We start from the raw sequence: 15369 nt of genomic DNA, 5'->3' as shown, positions 1-15369 counted from the left end.
CACGCAATATTTTATTGCGTGCTTTGCAAGCAACTGCCTTCACCGTGACCCATGATGAAATCATGCTTTCTGAGGAGTCAGAATTGACGGATGCCGTAGTTAATCTAGTTTAATCGCTTTGATTAGCTTAAAAGTTGCACTAAATGCAAGCACCCAGCCTGTGGGTGTGGATACCTGCACAAGCTTAGAGGATGTTTGATAAGTTTTCAACAGGTAATTTTTATCTTAGGGAACAGGGAACAGGGAACAGGGAATGAGGAAGGGGGAACAGGGAATGAGGAAGGGGGAACAGGGAACAGGGAATGAGGAAGGGGGAACACACCGAACACACCGAACACACCAAAACAATAAAATCCAGTCCCCTCTCCTTACAAGGGGAGGGTTAGGGAGGGGTCAAATAATATTCGATACACTAATCATGACTTCACAAACATCCTCTTAGACATACTGCCCAAGGGCGTTTGGTGCGAGATTTAACGAAACTGGTGCTAAGACTCTCACATTTGTACAAAATTTACGATTTTCGCCCCTAGGGTTGTAAATTAGGAGTTATCCACTTGAGCTACTTCGCTTTTTATATGTGCGCTTTACCTGTTTCAAATAGTTTGGCATTTTCATGTCAAATTTATTTGGCAATTCGCTGATGTTACCCGTCTAGAAAACGATTGCTCATAGATATCAAGTATTGTCAACATCGTTGGTCTCAAGGGACTATATGACTGTATTGCCCGGCTTTTAGAAGACTGGGGAATTACGCTAATTAGTTAAAATTATAATCTGTCAGTTGTTATGTGGTTATGCTTAAAAGGTTGCAATGACGGGCAAATTCCTGTTATCCCTGTTTTGAGGAGTTACTTACACCAGAAGTTCGGATGATTAAGTATCACTTGATAAAAGTAAACTGGCTTGTGTTTGAGGAATAAAATTTTATGAAAGCCATGATTCTTGCTGCGGGTAAGGGTACTCGTGTACGTCCCATTACCTATACAATTCCCAAACCGATGATTCCCATCCTGCAAAAGCCAGTGATGGAATTCCTACTGGAACTTTTGCGCCAACATGGATTTGACCAGATTATGGTCAATGTTAGCCATTTGGCAGAGGAAATTGAAAACTATTTTCGTGACGGTCAACGGTTTGGGGTAGAAATCGCTTATTCTTTTGAAGGCAAAATTGATGATGACGGCAAACTGGTGGGAGAAGCTGTTGGTTCAGCTGGGGGGATGCGGCGTATCCAGGACTTTTCACCTTTTTTTGATGATACCTTTGTGGTTTTGTGTGGTGATGCTCTGATTGACCTAGATTTGTCTGCGGCTGTCAAGTGGCATAAATCCAAAGGGTCAATTGCTACAATCATCACGAAATCTGTGCCCATGGAAGAGGTTTCTAGTTACGGTGTGGTGGTCACTGACGATGATAGTCGTGTTAAAGCTTTCCAAGAAAAACCCTTGCAAGAGGAAGCTCTGAGCACCAACATTAACACTGGGATTTATATTTTTGAGCCAGAGGTGTTTAATTACATACCTTCTGGGGTGGAATATGATATTGGTAGCCAGTTATTTCCCAACTTAGTAGAAGTTGGTGCGCCTTTCTACGCTATTGCCATGGACTTTGAATGGGTAGATATTGGTAAAGTACCAGATTACTGGCGGGCAATTAATGGTGTACTGTTAGGTGATATTAAAAATGTGCAAATTCCAGGTAATGAAGTTGCTCCTGGTATTTACACTGGTTTAAATGTGGCGGTGAATTGGGACAAGGTGGATATTACTGGACCAGTTTACATTGGTGGTATGACCAGGATAGAAGACGGTGCTAAAATTGTCGGACCGGCTATGATTGGGCCTAATTGCTGGATATGCAATGGTGCAACGGTAGAGAACAGTGTAATTTTTGAATGGTCGCGATTGGGTCCGGGAGTCAGACTGGTTGATAAGTTAGTGTTTGGACGTTACTGTGTAGATAAAACGGGAAATGCAATAGATGTTCAAGCTGCTGCTTTAGATTGGCTAATTACGGATGCTCGTCAAACACCACCATCGGAAACACCTTTTGAACGCCAAGCGATTGAGGATTTACTGGGGACTAATGCAAGTTAGAGGCTAGGGGCTGGGGGTTGGGGGTTGGTGATTAGAAAGTTACCATCCTTTCCCCCCGTCCCTCTGCTTTTTACTACCTAGCTATTCAGATACGTGTATCTTCCTAGACTTTGTTCGTAGGTTTGTAGCAGTCGTTGAGATTCAGCTAGGGTAATGTGCTTTTCTTCTAACGCTTTTTCACAACGCTGGCGAATATTTTCTACCATATCTTCAGAGTCATACTGCACATAGCTGACCACTTCGCTCATGGTGTCACCTTTGACAACGTGTTGAATTTGGTAACCTTTGGGTGTCAATTGGATATGAACGGCATTGGTATCACCAAATAAGTTGTGTAGATTACCCATGATTTCTTGATATGCTCCGTTGAGGAACATCCCTAGATAGTAGGGGTTTTCGGGCTTAAAGGTATGCAGTTCTAATACTGATTTGACGTCGCGTAGGTCAATAAAGCGGTCTATTTTGCCATCACTGTCACAGGTAAGGTCTGCCAAAATTCCTCTTTGGATGGGTTCTTCGTCTAGGCGGTGTATTGGCATGATGGGGAATAGTTGGTCTATTGCCCAACAATCAGGTGCTGATTGAAATACTGAAAGATTAATGTAGTAAATGGAAGCCATTATTTTTTCTAGGTCTTCCAATTCATCGGGTACGTATTCCTGCTGTCTAGTAATGTTCAGAATTTTTTGACAGCAAGCCCAGTAAAGTCGCTCGGCTTTGGCTCGTTCTTGGAGGCGCAAAATTCCTAAGTTGAAACGGCTGATGGCTTCTTCTTTAAATTGGGTGGCATCGTGGTAAAATTCCTGATAATTCTCTTGGTTGATGGATTGGTAGGTTTCCCACAAGTATTTGATTACGGGTGATTCCTCTTCTTCGGGCGGTTCTGGTAATTCTAGCGGTACATCGCTAGTACTCAGAACATCAAAAATTAGTACTGACTGGTGGGATGCGATCGCTCGCCCACTTTCGCTAATCAGTGTTGGTACGGGTATCTGGTGTTCGCCACAAGTATCTTTTAACTCGGCTACAATATCATTAGCATAGTTTTGCATATTGTAGTTTTTCGAGGCGTAGAAGTTGGTTTGGGAACCGTCGTAATCTACACCCAATCCGCCCCCAACATCTAGGTATTTCATGTCCGCCCCTAACATGGCTAACTCTACGTAAATACGGCTAGCTTCTTGGATGGCATCTTTGATGACATTAATGGCTGAAATTTGTGAGCCAATGTGAAAGTGCATTAACTGTAAACAATCCAGCAAATTAGCTGCACGTAGTTTGTTAACAGCTGCTACAATTTCAGGAATTGTTAAACCGAACTTAGCGCGATCGCCGGTGGAAGTTCCCCAGCGTCCCATCCCTTGGGTACTCAGTTTGGCACGCACGCCCACAATTGGTTTAATCCCTAATTGTCGGTGAGCAGTAATCACCAAATCAACTTCTTCCACCTGTTCTAAGACAATAATGGAAGTCTGACCTAGTCGTTGGGCTAACATGGCCGTTTCGATATATTCTCTGTCCTTATACCCGTTGCAAATGAGCAATGATCCTGGTGTATCCAACAAGGCTAGGGCAATCATCAATTCTGGCTTAGAACCGGCTTCTAAGCCAAATTGATGCGGTTTGCCAAACTTGACCAAATCTTCAATTAAATGGCGTTCTTGGTTACACTTGACCGGAAACACCCCCCTATACACCCCTGGGTAGTTATAGCGGGCGATCGCCTTGTTAAAACAAGCATTTAAGCGCTCGATGCGGTCTTCCAAAATATCCGAGAAGCGAATTAACATCGGTAGTCCCAAGTTACGCTGCTTCAAGGCGTTAACTAATTCAAACAAATCTAAAGAACCGCCGCGATCGCCCTTAGGAGAAACTGTAATATGACCAGCGGCATTAATAGAAAAATACGGTTCTCCCCAACCCTGTATACGGTATAGTGCTTCACTATCCTCAATTTTCCAGGAATGAGCTAAATTTCCAGGTGGTAGAAGCTTTTTTGGTTTTTGACCTTTAAGCTCTGATTTGTGTCCATGAGAAGGCATGACCACCTCTTGAGATGTAGCAGTTAACTCAGCACCCATTTTCCGTGACCTCTGTATTTCACCCACGAATTAACAATTTAGCGCATTACATTGGCAACAGATATGCACTCACAGATAATTTCTGAGATACACTCTGATTGGTCAGTAGTCATGGGTAATTAGTCATCGATGAAATCTTGATGACTGAACATAACACCCCTGGCAAATGATTAATATCATGTATTCAGTTTTGGGAGATAGCTTTGGAACGCACATTTTTAGCAATTAAACCTGATGGTGTACAGCGTGGACTGGTGTCCGAAATCATCGGTCGCTTTGAAACTAAAGGTTTTACCCTTGTGGGTTTAAAATTTATGAACGTTAGCCGGGAATTGGCAGAACAGCATTATGACGTTCACAGGGAACGTCCATTTTTCGGCAGTTTGGTCGAATTTATCACTTCTGGACCGGTTGTAGCTATGGTTTGGGAAGGTGAAGGCGTTGTTTCGTCGGCCAGAAAAATTATTGGTGCAACCAACCCCCTAACAGCAGAACCTGGGACAATTCGGGGAGATTTTGGTGTTAACATTGGCCGCAATCTTATCCACGGTTCTGATGCCTTAGAGACCGCACAAAGGGAAATAGCCTTGTGGTTTAAAGATGAAGAACTAGTCAGTTGGCAACCACATTTAACACCTTGGTTAAAAGAGTAAATTAAAGACTAGGAAATGAGAAGAGGTAGGGGGGGGGAGAATTTAGGATATTAACAAAATCTTTCTCCCCCATCTTCCTCAGGATATTTCACTTTTTTCTGGTTCGATTTCAGAAACTGAAATCACATTCCGCTCAGAAAATCCCCAGGCTAAAATTAGGGCGATCGCAGAAATCACTAACCATTCTGGTGGGACTAAGTTATCATTTACAACTCTCAACAACAGGCGAAACCCCACAAATGCCACGGTAATATAGCCTGCATCTTCGAGATTTTTAAATTCATCTAACCACCGGATAAACAATCCCGCCATGAATCTTAATGTAATAATTCCAATGGTTGCACCCGTCAACACTAGCCACTTTTCTTGAGAAACTGCGATCGCAGTTGTGACACTATCTAAAGAAAATGCCAAATCTGTGAATGCAATTATCGGTATCGCTTGTAACAACGATTTAAAACGTGGTCCGTGATGATGGTCGTCCTTGTCTTCTTCTGAGGTAAAGTGTTGGAATACCAACCACAGTAGATAGGCCGCACCTAATAATTCAAATTGCCAGTATTTCTGTACCCAAGTAGCAGTGAGAATTAAGCTGATTCTCAGGACATAGGCAACAATTAAACCAAAATTGAGGGCTTTGCGTTCTAGTTCCTTGTCTTCTAGTCCTTGGGCGATCGCCGCCAGGGCGATGGCGTTGTCAGCAGATAGTACCGCCTCTAAAAACACCAATATCAGCAGAACTATGGGAGCTTCAACGCTGAAATTAAAGTGAAGATAATCAAAAATTTGGTCTAGCATTCCGGGTTTTTCAAGCTGGGAGGATTGAAATTATCTCAACAGAGCAACACAGTGCTACTCTTATCCAGCTTAACGTGTTGCTGCTACATTAGCATGGTACGGTTATCCGGGCGATCGCTTTACCCATAGGGTTAATTAAGCATTATCGAAAAAAAGGGTTTAAAACCCCGTTGTTCTACGACGGCTTTTCTTGATTGTTGGAAAAAAACTTGCCTAAAAAACCACAAAAAGCTAAAATGCAATAGTCGGCATGGGGCATCGGCACGACTTTAAATTGACAGGGACTGACTATAAGACTGCTTCGGCAGCGAGTTACTGTGAACTGTCATGAATCACCGAGCTTCAAGATCGGTGAGTATGTCAAATACTCATCCTATTTGAGTTCAGAAATTATCGCTGGTTTAGCTATTTACTGACCAATACTGACCAATTTTTCCAACAGACTACCTGCCAAGTTTAATAAATCTTCATGATTGTGGTCAAGGTTATTCTCCTCACCCTCTAACAGATTTCTCACTAGAGATAACCGGTCATCTACCGCTGCGATTCTCAAACATACTTCTAGATTGACTGCTAAATCAAACAGAGAACGCTCACCTAACTGTTTTCTGGTTCTGATAGCTACAGTATCATCACTGACTAAAAACTCTTTAATTGCGTCTAATAATTTATTGGCTAAAATTTCATCATTTCCCCAACTTTCCAACCAATCACTTTGTGCATCTTCAACATAAAAATTCACAAAATCTACCCCATAAGTTAACCAGTCGTGCTGCATTTTCCTCGCGGTTGTCAAAGCTTGAGCAAATTCTTCCACAGTAGTTTCGTAGCTTTGAGTTTCTTGTTTGTGAGCCATAGAAGCTGTAATAAGATGAGTAGGTAGGGGACGAACACAAACCTAGAATTATTGAATTTTTGACAGGTTCAATCAAATTTTAAATACTTCCCACTAGAAAGATAGTCACTGTTATACAGTGCTATGTTGACTAACTGCTTAATGAAATCGGTCTGTTTGGGATTGTAACTTAAAAATATTCCTCTTTCTATCTGCCAGGAGTGCAGTGTATTTTGCCAAAAATGGTACTTTTGATTGTTAAACTCTTCTGACACACTGGTAATTTGAATACACAGTGGTTTGTGCTGACGACTACTAACAATCAAATCTGTGGCCATAGACAGGTCGGCAATATAACGCTTCCAAACAGCACCTTCACGCTGGACAATATCTTGGGCTATAGCTTTAATGATATCATCATCTTCCTGATTAAATTCACCTGCCATGAGTTTTTGTTTCCAAATGTAAAATTTGGAGTCATTGGCATTGATCCATTTGGGAAAAAGATAGCTATACCAATAGCGCTCATTAGGTGTCATCAGATCGAATTTAGCTTTTTGTTCCTCTTCCGAAGGTGATGATTTAATCATTAGCCAAATCCTAGAATCTGTAATTACTTCTAGGAGAAAAGCCAGAACAAATGGTTTGGCGGTCAGGGTTCCTGGTTTAATATCTTTTACCCAGCGGTTAATTTCATCTAATTTTTTCGACAAGTTAGGGTCTATCGAGGAGGCTTGCTCGATAAGGGATTTTAACTGCTCCTTAATCTCCTGTGCTTGCAAACGATACCCTACTTTCAATCACTAATGCCCTCGCTGAACAATCGATAAATAACTGAAGTTACCAAAACAACAAACATACATTGTATATTCTATTCTATTGTGGATATGAAAACAATTGTGACGTTAGCAGTATCTAAACTTTCTCTGAGCATAGGTATTTTTTAAGATTTGTGTTGATATGTTTACATTTGTAATTTTTAAATTTTGTTTGTACTTCACTCCAGGAGAGTAGAAGTGCTTTTAGTGAAAATATTGTATCACTTCACCAAAATCAAAGCAATTTTTGATAAATTCCAGTACACAATAGTTTTTAGTCATAAATCTACTACCGAGAAAAAATTTAAATTATGTCTGAGCCAACCATAGAATCAATCCTGCAAGAGAAGCGCTCATTCTCTCCGGCCAAGGAATTTGCTCAGAACGCCCATATCAAAAGTTTGGCAGACTATCAGCAGCTGTATGCTCAAGCCCAAGCTGACCCACAAGAATTTTGGGGAGAACTAGCAGCCACACAGCTGCACTGGTTCAAAGAATGGGATAGAGTGTTGGATTGGCAGCCGCCTTTTGCGCAATGGTTTGTGGGTGGTAAAATCAACATCTCTTATAATTGTCTGGATAGACACTTGACCACCTGGCGGAAAAATAAGGCGGCGCTGATTTGGGAAGGAGAACCGGGGGATTCCCGGACTCTGACTTATGCTCAATTACATCGGGAAGTGTGCCAGTTTGCCAATGTCTTGAAACAATTGGGGGCGAAAAAAGGCGATCGCATTGGTATTTATATGCCGATGATTCCCGAAGCAGCGATCGCTATGTTAGCCTGTGCGAGAATTGGCGCACCCCACAGCGTGGTATTTGGTGGATTCAGTGCGGAGGCCTTGCGCGATCGCCTCAATGATGCACAAGCCAAAATAGTAATTACTGCTGATGGTGGTTGGCGTAAAGATACAGTTGTTCCCCTCAAAGTCCAGGTAGACAAAGCCCTAGCAGATGGTACTGTTCCCTCGGTGACAGATGTGTTAGTAGTTAAACGCACAGGTCAACAAATCCACATGGAACCAGGGCGCGACCATTGGTGGCATGATTTACAACAAGGTGTCAGTGCAGACTGTCCCCCCGAACCCATGGATAGTGAAGATATGCTCTTTGTTTTGTATACTTCTGGTAGCACTGGCAAACCAAAGGGTGTTGTTCATACAACTGGTGGTTATAATTTATATAGCCACATCACCACCAAATGGATATTTGACCTACAAGATACAGATATATACTGGTGTACTGCTGATGTGGGTTGGATTACCGGTCACAGCTACATAGTCTATGGTCCGCTTTCCAATGGTGCAACTACTTTAATGTATGAAGGTGCGCCTCGGGCTTCTAATCCTGGTTGTTTCTGGGATGTAATTGAGAAATATGGTGTGAACATTTTTTATACAGCACCTACGGCAATTCGGGCATTTATCAAGATGGGTGAACACCATCCCAAAACCCGCAATTTATCTTCTTTGCGGTTGTTAGGAACAGTGGGGGAACCCATTAACCCAGAAGCCTGGATGTGGTATCATAAAATCATTGGCGGTGAGCGTTGCCCAATTGTGGATACTTGGTGGCAAACAGAAACCGGTGGTATTATGATTACACCCCTACCGGGTGCAATTCCCACTAAACCCGGTTCCGCAACCCTGCCCTTTCCTGGTATTATTGCAGATGTAGTGGATTTAGAAGGTAATACCGTACCCAAGAACGAAGGCGGTTATCTGGCGGTGCGTTATCCTTGGCCGGGAATGATGCGGACAGTCTACGGTGATCCAGAACGTTTTCGCCGCACTTATTGGGAACATATCCCCCCCAAAGATGGTAATTATATCTATTTTGCTGGTGATGGGGCTAGACAAGATGAAAACGGCTATTTCTGGGTTATGGGTCGTGTCGATGATGTGTTGAATGTATCGGGACACCGCCTGGGAACTATGGAAGTAGAATCGGCTTTAGTTTCTCATCCAGCAGTTGCAGAAGCTGCAGTAGTCGGTAAACCTGATGAACTCAAAGGTGAGGAAGTTGTGGCTTTTGTCACCTTAGAAGGGAGATATCAGGGAAGTGAGGATTTGAGTAAAGAACTTAAACAGCACGTGGTTAAGGAAATTGGGGCGATCGCACGTCCGGGGGAAATTCGCTTTACCGACGCTTTACCTAAAACCCGCTCCGGTAAAATTATGCGGCGCTTGTTGCGCAGTCTCGCAGCTGGTCAGGAGGTTTCTGGTGATACTTCTACCTTAGAAGATCGCAGTGTTTTAGACAAGTTGCGGGAAGACGCTTAGACAGATTGGTGACTGGGGACTTTTGTCTCTAGCTGCATCATTGAGGGGGCGAAATGCTTGGGGGTGAGGTTCACTGTGTGACAATACTAGATTCTTCTCCCCTCAATGATGATTTATCAACTAAACCTTAAATTGTCGGGTGCGTTATAGCAACGCTTAACGCATCAATTAATTGGTGCGTTAGAGGATGTTTGGAAAGTCATGATTAGTGTATCAACTATTGTTTGACCCCTCCCTAACCCTATATTTACTTTATAAATAGGTTCTAAGCCATACTTTTTCATGTTTTATCTGGTAGGTTGTTTCCTGAGTATGGTTCTTTTTTGCTGATAAACTGCGACAATTGATTGTTTTAATACTGGCAGCTTGTGGTAAAACCAAACAGAAGCTACAATACAAACTATTCCATCCACCATTAATGTATTGGGTGTGCCGATGCGATTAGCCAAGAAGCCTCCGAGTAGGTTTCCTAGGGGTAGCATTCCTAAAAATGACATTGTGTATAAACTCATTAATCTTCCGCGTTTATCATCCTCTACAATTGTCTGTAAAAATGTGTTGCTGGCGGCAATTTGTAACATTGTTCCTAAGCCAACAAACAACATGATAAATAAGGAAAGTGGTAAATACCGAGATAATGAAAAAGCCATCAAACTGATTCCTAAAATTCCTGGTGCTAAGACAATTAATTTACCAATTAATAGTATATTTACCCTGGTAGCTAAATAAATACCACCTGCTGAAGCTCCTATTCCAGATGCTGTCATTAAAAGTCCCAAGGTTTTGGCACTACCCGTGAGAATTTTTTCTGCAAAAATTGGCAGTAAAATTGTATATTGTAATCCCATTAAGCTAACTAAAGCTGATAGCCATAATATGCATCTAATTGCTGGGAATTTAAAAGCATAAACAAATACTTCTGCAACTTGTTGGAAGGGATTACCAATTGTCACTACAATTTGTCTGGGTTTTATATCCATTGCCAATAATGCAATGATAACAGCAATATAGCTGAATCCATCAATTAAGAAACAATAAGCTGCACCAATCGTTGCTATCAGTAAACCTCCCAGGGCTGGGCCAATTAATTGTGCCCCATGAATTATAGTTGAATTTATGGCGATCGCGTTGGCTAAATGTTCTCTATGTTCCAGTAATTCTGGCGCAAATGCTTGTCTTGCTGGTGAATCGACTGAGTTGATTAATCCTTGAAACAAACTTAAGCCGATGATATGCCATACTTGAATAGTACCAGTTAATGCCAGCACTGCCAAGGCTAATGACTGAACCATGGAAAATATTTGTGTACCAATTAGGGTATGGTAACGGGAAAAACGATCTACAAAGACTCCACCAAAAGGCGCTAGAAAAAAGCTGGGAATTTGACTAGCGAATCCTACAACTCCTAACATAACTGGGGAGTTGGTTAAGTTATACACTAGCCAGATTGTAGCAATATGTGTCATCCATGATCCAATTAAGGAAATGCTTTGTCCGGCAAAAAACAGACGATAGTTCCGTGACATCAGCGCTGGTAGTAGTTGCTGCTCTTGGTTTCCATCTGTATTAGCCATGTAATAATTTCTATCTTAACAATTACTGACTTGACTTTTAATGATTATCTGTAAGTAATTGCAAGAGAACTTCACCCATGGGGGGGATTTAGGGATTAAATTACTCAATATTAAGGATATTTGTCAGGGAAAGTTGAAAATATGGTTATGAAACTTTACATATAGGGTATAATGCGTCTAGAGGTGCTACGCATTCACCCGAGGGCTAAAAGCCGGTGGGCTTTGCTGCTTTGATCTTTGTAAAAGGCGAGCGCTTAAACAAACATATTCAGCTTTAAGCTATTAGTATCTGTTTCGTCAAACTTTGTCATCTGGGTGTACATTGCTAAATTATTTGATCACTTGCCAAGTTATTCTTGCATTCTAGCTAGGCAGTATTTTTAAGAGTGATGGCGCTGATACTCAGGGATTTTTTTAAAGCCAGCAGCTGGATTTGAACCTGCGACCTTCCGATTACAAGTCGGATGCACTACCGCTGTGCTATGCTGGCAAGGAGGGGGATGTTTTTAACTTCCCAACCGATTACCTATTGTAGCATATATATTTAGATTGTCTATAGTCAAGAGCAAAAAAATTTCTTGATGTCGTTGCTCAGGAGATGAGTGGAGTGGGTGAGCACAGCGCCAGTAACTAGAAAAAATAGTCATTTGAATGACTGGTAAAGTTGATAAATTAATATACATAGCAAAAACTAATTCAAATACTGCGCTGGATGCAAAAATTTTTGGTACAGTTTTAAATCTGTACTTTTTTTTGCCCAGCTAGGTAAAGGAACAGACATCAATTATTGTTCTTTACAAATCGGAAGCATGACAGCCTTGATAGGAAGAGATTTATTAAGCCTAGCGGACTTCAGTCCCCAGGAACTTCAAGAAATTCTGCAACTAGCAACCCAACTGAAATCACAAAAGTTGAAGTTGCATTGTAATCAGGTATTAGGTTTGTTATTCTCTAAAGCTTCAACTCGTACGCGAGTCAGTTTTACTGTAGCAATGTACCAACTAGGTGGACAGGTAATTGATCTGAACCCTAATGTCACTCAAGTTAGTCGCGGGGAACCTTTACAGGATACCGCACGAGTATTAGATCGATATTTAGATATTTTGGCAATTCGCACCTTTGCACAGCAGGATTTGGAAACTTTCGCTAGTTATGCTAAAATTCCTGTGATTAACGCTCTCACAGATTCAGAACATCCCTGTCAGATACTAGCGGATTTACTGACAATTCAAGAATGTTTTGGTGAGGTTAATGGTTTAACTTTGACCTATGTAGGCGATGGCAATAACGTAGCTAATTCTCTCATGCTGGGTTGCGCTTTGGCTGGTATGAATGTGAGAGTTGCTACACCTAAAGGCTATGAACCTGATTTGGGAATTGTAGAACAAGCAAGAGCCATTGCAGGGGGTAAAACCGAAGTTCTGATCACTCATGACCCGGAATTAGCCGCCAAGGAGTCTGCTGTACTTTATACTGATGTTTGGGCAAGTATGGGGCAAGAAACAGAAGCAGATCAACGCTTGCCTATTTTTCAACCTTACCAAATTTCCGAACAGTTATTAAGTCTTGCTGACCCAGAGGCAATTGTTTTACACTGCTTACCAGCTCATCGTGGTGAGGAAATCACCGAAGCGGTTCTTGAAGGTTCTCAGTCTCGAGTGTGGGAACAAGCTGAAAATCGCTTACACGCCCAAAAAGCTTTGCTTGCTAGTATCTTAGGTGCAAAGTAAAAAATTATGTATAGGGCAAAAGTTAAGAGCATCATCTTTCTTTTGCCTTTCAAAAACTCTGAACTCACCAAGGAAACACCTTGTTATCTCAGATATTTTGTAGTACAAATGTTCTCAAGACATTTGTATTTACTTTCCCATAAATTTATGGTTATGGAACGTCTCACAGAAGCTCAACAAGAATTATATGACTGGTTAGTAGAATATATCCGAGTTCACCAGTATTCTCCTTCAATTCGGCAAATGATGGCAGCAATGAAGCTGAAATCACCAGCACCAATTCAAAGTCGTTTAGACCATTTACGTACCAAAGGATATCTGGATTGGAACGAGGGGAAGGCGCGGACGATTCGGATTTTGCATCCCGTGAAGCAGGGTATCCCTATTTTAGGTACAATTGCTGCTGGTGGTTTAATAGAACCTTTTACTGATGCTATAGATTATTTAGACTTTTCTCATCTTACTTTACCCCCCCAGACCTACGGTTTACGGGTCGCTGGTGATAGTATGATTGAGGATTTAATTGCTGATGGGGATTTAGTATTTCTGCATCCAGTATTACAACCAGATCAGTTAAAAAATGGTATCATCGTCGCTGCTAGAGTTGATGGATACGGCACTACTTTAAAGCGTTTTTATCGCCGGGATGATCTGGTTACCCTCAAACCTGCTAATCCTAAGTATCAACCTATTGAGGTTCTCGCTACCCAAGTAGAAGTCCAGGGTTCACTGGTTGGGGTGTGGCGAGTTTATTAAGTGGGGACTGGGTGGTGGAGAAAAGATTCCCAATTACCAATGACCAATGACTAATGGCTAATTATCTAGTAGACCATCTACCTAGTTTCAAGCTAAAAGTTCCATCTGTTAGCGAAGCTAAGGGGAATTATCACACTGGTCAAACATCACCAGGATACCCTATCATGCCTGTATCTTTGCAATTACGGCAATATCAACGCCAGGCTATCACTAGTTGGTTTGCCAACAATGGCAGAGGTACGCTGAAAATGGCTACTGGTAGTGGCAAAACTATTACAGCATTAGCGATCGCCTATGAACTATACCAACAGATTGATTTACAAGTGTTGCTGGTGGTGTGTCCTTATCGTCATCTTGTTACTCAATGGGGGAGAGAATGTGAAAAGTTTAACTTACAGCCTATTTTAGCTTTCGAGAATTTACGCGCTTGGCAAAGTCAACTGTCTACGCAACTGTATAATCTGCGTTCCGGTGCGGAAAAATTTATCACTGTGATTACTACCAACTCCACATTAATCAGTGATGGGTTGCAATCTCAACTCAAGTATTTTCCCCCAAAAACTTTAATTATTGGCGATGAAGCCCATAATTTAGGCGCACCGAAGTTAGAAGAAAATTTACCCCGCCGCGTGGGGTTACGTCTGGCTTTATCTGCTACACCGGAAAGGTATTTTGACGATTATGGTACACAATCGTTATTTGATTATTTTGGACCGGTTCTTCAGCCAGAATTTACCTTGAAGGATGCGATCGCCCAGGGAGCTTTGGTACATTATTTGTATTATCCCGTACTCGTCGAGTTAACTGACGCGGAAAGCGTAGCTTATTTAAAGCTGACAAAAAAGATCGGGCGATCGCTATTATATAGAGAACGGGAGAATGGCAAAGGGGAAAACTTGGAAGACCAAGAAGATTTAAAGCCATTATTAATGCAACGCGCCAGGTTAATTGGTGCAGCTTCAAATAAATTAACAGCTTTGCGAGAATTAATGACTACTCGCAGGGAAACTACTCACACTCTTTTTTATTGTAGCGATGGTTCCCAAGAAGCGGGACAGCGTTCATCCTTACGTCAACTCAAAGCCGTTGCTAAAATTCTAGGTGTAGAGTTAGGTTATAGAGTAAGCACTTACACTGCACACACTTCCTTAAAAGAAAGAGAAGTTTTACGCCGTCAATTTGAAACTGGCGAGTTACAGGGTTTAGTCGCAATTCGTTGTTTAGATGAAGGCGTTGATATTCCCGCTATTCAAACCGCCGTGATTTTATCCAGTTCCGGAAATCCTCGTCAGTTTATTCAGCGTCGGGGGCGAGTTTTACGTCCTCACATTGGCAAGGAACGCGCCACTATATTCGATATGATTGTTTTACCACCTGATTTAGATCGGGAAACCATAGAAGTAGAACGCAATCTTTTAAAGAAAGAATTACGCCGCTTAGTAGAGTTTGCAGATTTAGCTGATAACGCCGGGGAAGCCAGAATGCAGTTACTGCATTTACAAAAGCGTTATGGTTTATTAGATATTTGACGAATTTTAGTCATGACTCAGGCGCTCAATATTTCTATGTTTCTTTTTACATCTACATACAAAACCAAAAAAATGTAAATTTTTTTTATAAGTTGGGGAATAAATGGGGCGTAATATGGGAAGATGATCATAAGGTTAATTATAATCGGTTGTGACTGCAAATAAAAATTTTCATAATACCCCATTATGATGAAAATCTAACCTAATTTTAGCA

The 15369-nt window shown here is 41.6% G+C and carries 11 protein-coding genes and 1 tRNA gene; 6 read left to right on the top strand and 6 right to left on the bottom strand.

What is annotated here, in order from left to right; genetic code table 11:
- Positions 1-929: 929 nt before the first annotated feature.
- Positions 930-2099 (top strand): nucleotidyltransferase family protein, encoded by a 1170-nt coding sequence (locus NWP22_RS12375; RefSeq protein WP_271730462.1) that lies wholly within the window; start codon positions 930-932, stop codon positions 2097-2099.
- 77 nt (positions 2100-2176) lie between these two features.
- Here the strand turns inward: NWP22_RS12375 and speA are convergent, their stop codons facing one another.
- Positions 2177-4180, bottom strand: coding sequence for a biosynthetic arginine decarboxylase (speA, locus tag NWP22_RS12370; RefSeq protein ID WP_271730463.1), 2004 nt, complete (start codon positions 4178-4180; stop codon positions 2177-2179).
- 203 nt (positions 4181-4383) lie between these two features.
- On the opposite strand from speA, the gene ndk reads away from it, so the two are divergent.
- The gene (gene ndk, locus NWP22_RS12365; protein ID WP_271730464.1) at positions 4384-4833 is read left to right on the top strand and encodes a nucleoside-diphosphate kinase; all 450 of its coding nucleotides are present in this window, start codon (positions 4384-4386) and stop codon (positions 4831-4833) included.
- A 78-nt stretch (positions 4834-4911) separates the two neighbouring features.
- Here the strand turns inward: ndk and NWP22_RS12360 are convergent, their stop codons facing one another.
- From NWP22_RS12360 to NWP22_RS12350, 3 genes are all read right to left on the bottom strand, one after another.
- Complete coding sequence (locus tag NWP22_RS12360; protein WP_271730465.1) at positions 4912-5631, bottom strand: TerC family protein; 720 nt, start codon at positions 5629-5631, stop codon at positions 4912-4914.
- Positions 5632-6040: 409 nt separating this feature from the next.
- Positions 6041-6487: a hypothetical protein gene (locus NWP22_RS12355; RefSeq protein ID WP_271730467.1), complete on the bottom strand. Its 447-nt coding sequence runs from the start codon at positions 6485-6487 to the stop codon at positions 6041-6043.
- Between the two features lie 68 nt (positions 6488-6555).
- Complete coding sequence (locus NWP22_RS12350; protein ID WP_271730477.1) at positions 6556-7248, bottom strand: hypothetical protein; 693 nt, start codon at positions 7246-7248, stop codon at positions 6556-6558.
- 347 nt (positions 7249-7595) lie between these two features.
- On the opposite strand from NWP22_RS12350, the gene acs reads away from it, so the two are divergent.
- Entirely contained in the window at positions 7596-9566 is a 1971-nt protein-coding gene (acs, locus tag NWP22_RS12345; protein WP_271730469.1) for an acetate--CoA ligase, read from the top strand.
- 287 nt (positions 9567-9853) lie between these two features.
- Here the strand turns inward: acs and NWP22_RS12340 are convergent, their stop codons facing one another.
- Both NWP22_RS12340 and NWP22_RS12335 read right to left on the bottom strand, forming a co-directional pair.
- A complete protein-coding gene (locus NWP22_RS12340) occupies positions 9854-11140 on the bottom strand; it encodes an MFS transporter (RefSeq protein ID WP_271730471.1) in 1287 nt (428 codons plus the stop codon).
- Positions 11141-11558: 418 nt separating this feature from the next.
- Positions 11559-11630: transfer RNA gene (locus NWP22_RS12335), tRNA-Thr, on the bottom strand.
- Between the two features lie 319 nt (positions 11631-11949).
- On the opposite strand from NWP22_RS12335, the gene argF reads away from it, so the two are divergent.
- From argF to NWP22_RS12320, 3 genes are all read left to right on the top strand, one after another.
- Complete coding sequence (argF, locus tag NWP22_RS12330) at positions 11950-12870, top strand: ornithine carbamoyltransferase (RefSeq protein ID WP_271760153.1); 921 nt, start codon at positions 11950-11952, stop codon at positions 12868-12870.
- Positions 12871-13023: 153 nt separating this feature from the next.
- A complete protein-coding gene (lexA, locus tag NWP22_RS12325; protein ID WP_271730479.1) occupies positions 13024-13626 on the top strand; it encodes a transcriptional repressor LexA in 603 nt (200 codons plus the stop codon).
- 53 nt (positions 13627-13679) lie between these two features.
- The gene (locus NWP22_RS12320) at positions 13680-15155 is read left to right on the top strand and encodes a DNA phosphorothioation system restriction enzyme (RefSeq protein ID WP_271730475.1); all 1476 of its coding nucleotides are present in this window, start codon (positions 13680-13682) and stop codon (positions 15153-15155) included.
- Positions 15156-15369 lie beyond the last annotated feature (214 nt).

This window comes from Anabaenopsis tanganyikae CS-531 (assembly GCF_029891675.1).
In the GTDB taxonomy this organism is placed as follows: Bacteria; Cyanobacteriota; Cyanobacteriia; order Cyanobacteriales; family Nostocaceae; genus Anabaenopsis; species Anabaenopsis arnoldii.
This window is presented reverse-complemented; position numbering and strand designations above follow the sequence as displayed.

Bases quoted from the DNA above. Each gene is read 5' to 3' on its own strand.
- NWP22_RS12375 (WP_271730462.1), top strand. From the start codon at position 930: ATGAAAGCCATGATTCTTGCTGCGGGTAAGGGTACTCGTGTACGTCCC.
- speA (WP_271730463.1), bottom strand. From the start codon at position 4,180: ATGGGTGCTGAGTTAACTGCTACATCTCAAGAGGTGGTCATGCCTTCT.
- NWP22_RS12360 (WP_271730465.1), bottom strand. From the start codon at position 5,631: ATGCTAGACCAAATTTTTGATTATCTTCACTTTAATTTCAGCGTTGAA.
- NWP22_RS12355 (WP_271730467.1), bottom strand. From the start codon at position 6,487: ATGGCTCACAAACAAGAAACTCAAAGCTACGAAACTACTGTGGAAGAA.
- acs (WP_271730469.1), top strand. From the start codon at position 7,596: ATGTCTGAGCCAACCATAGAATCAATCCTGCAAGAGAAGCGCTCATTC.
- NWP22_RS12340 (WP_271730471.1), bottom strand. From the start codon at position 11,140: ATGGCTAATACAGATGGAAACCAAGAGCAGCAACTACTACCAGCGCTG.
- argF (WP_271760153.1), top strand. From the start codon at position 11,950: ATGACAGCCTTGATAGGAAGAGATTTATTAAGCCTAGCGGACTTCAGT.
- lexA (WP_271730479.1), top strand. From the start codon at position 13,024: ATGGAACGTCTCACAGAAGCTCAACAAGAATTATATGACTGGTTAGTA.
- NWP22_RS12320 (WP_271730475.1), top strand. From the start codon at position 13,680: ATGGCTAATTATCTAGTAGACCATCTACCTAGTTTCAAGCTAAAAGTT.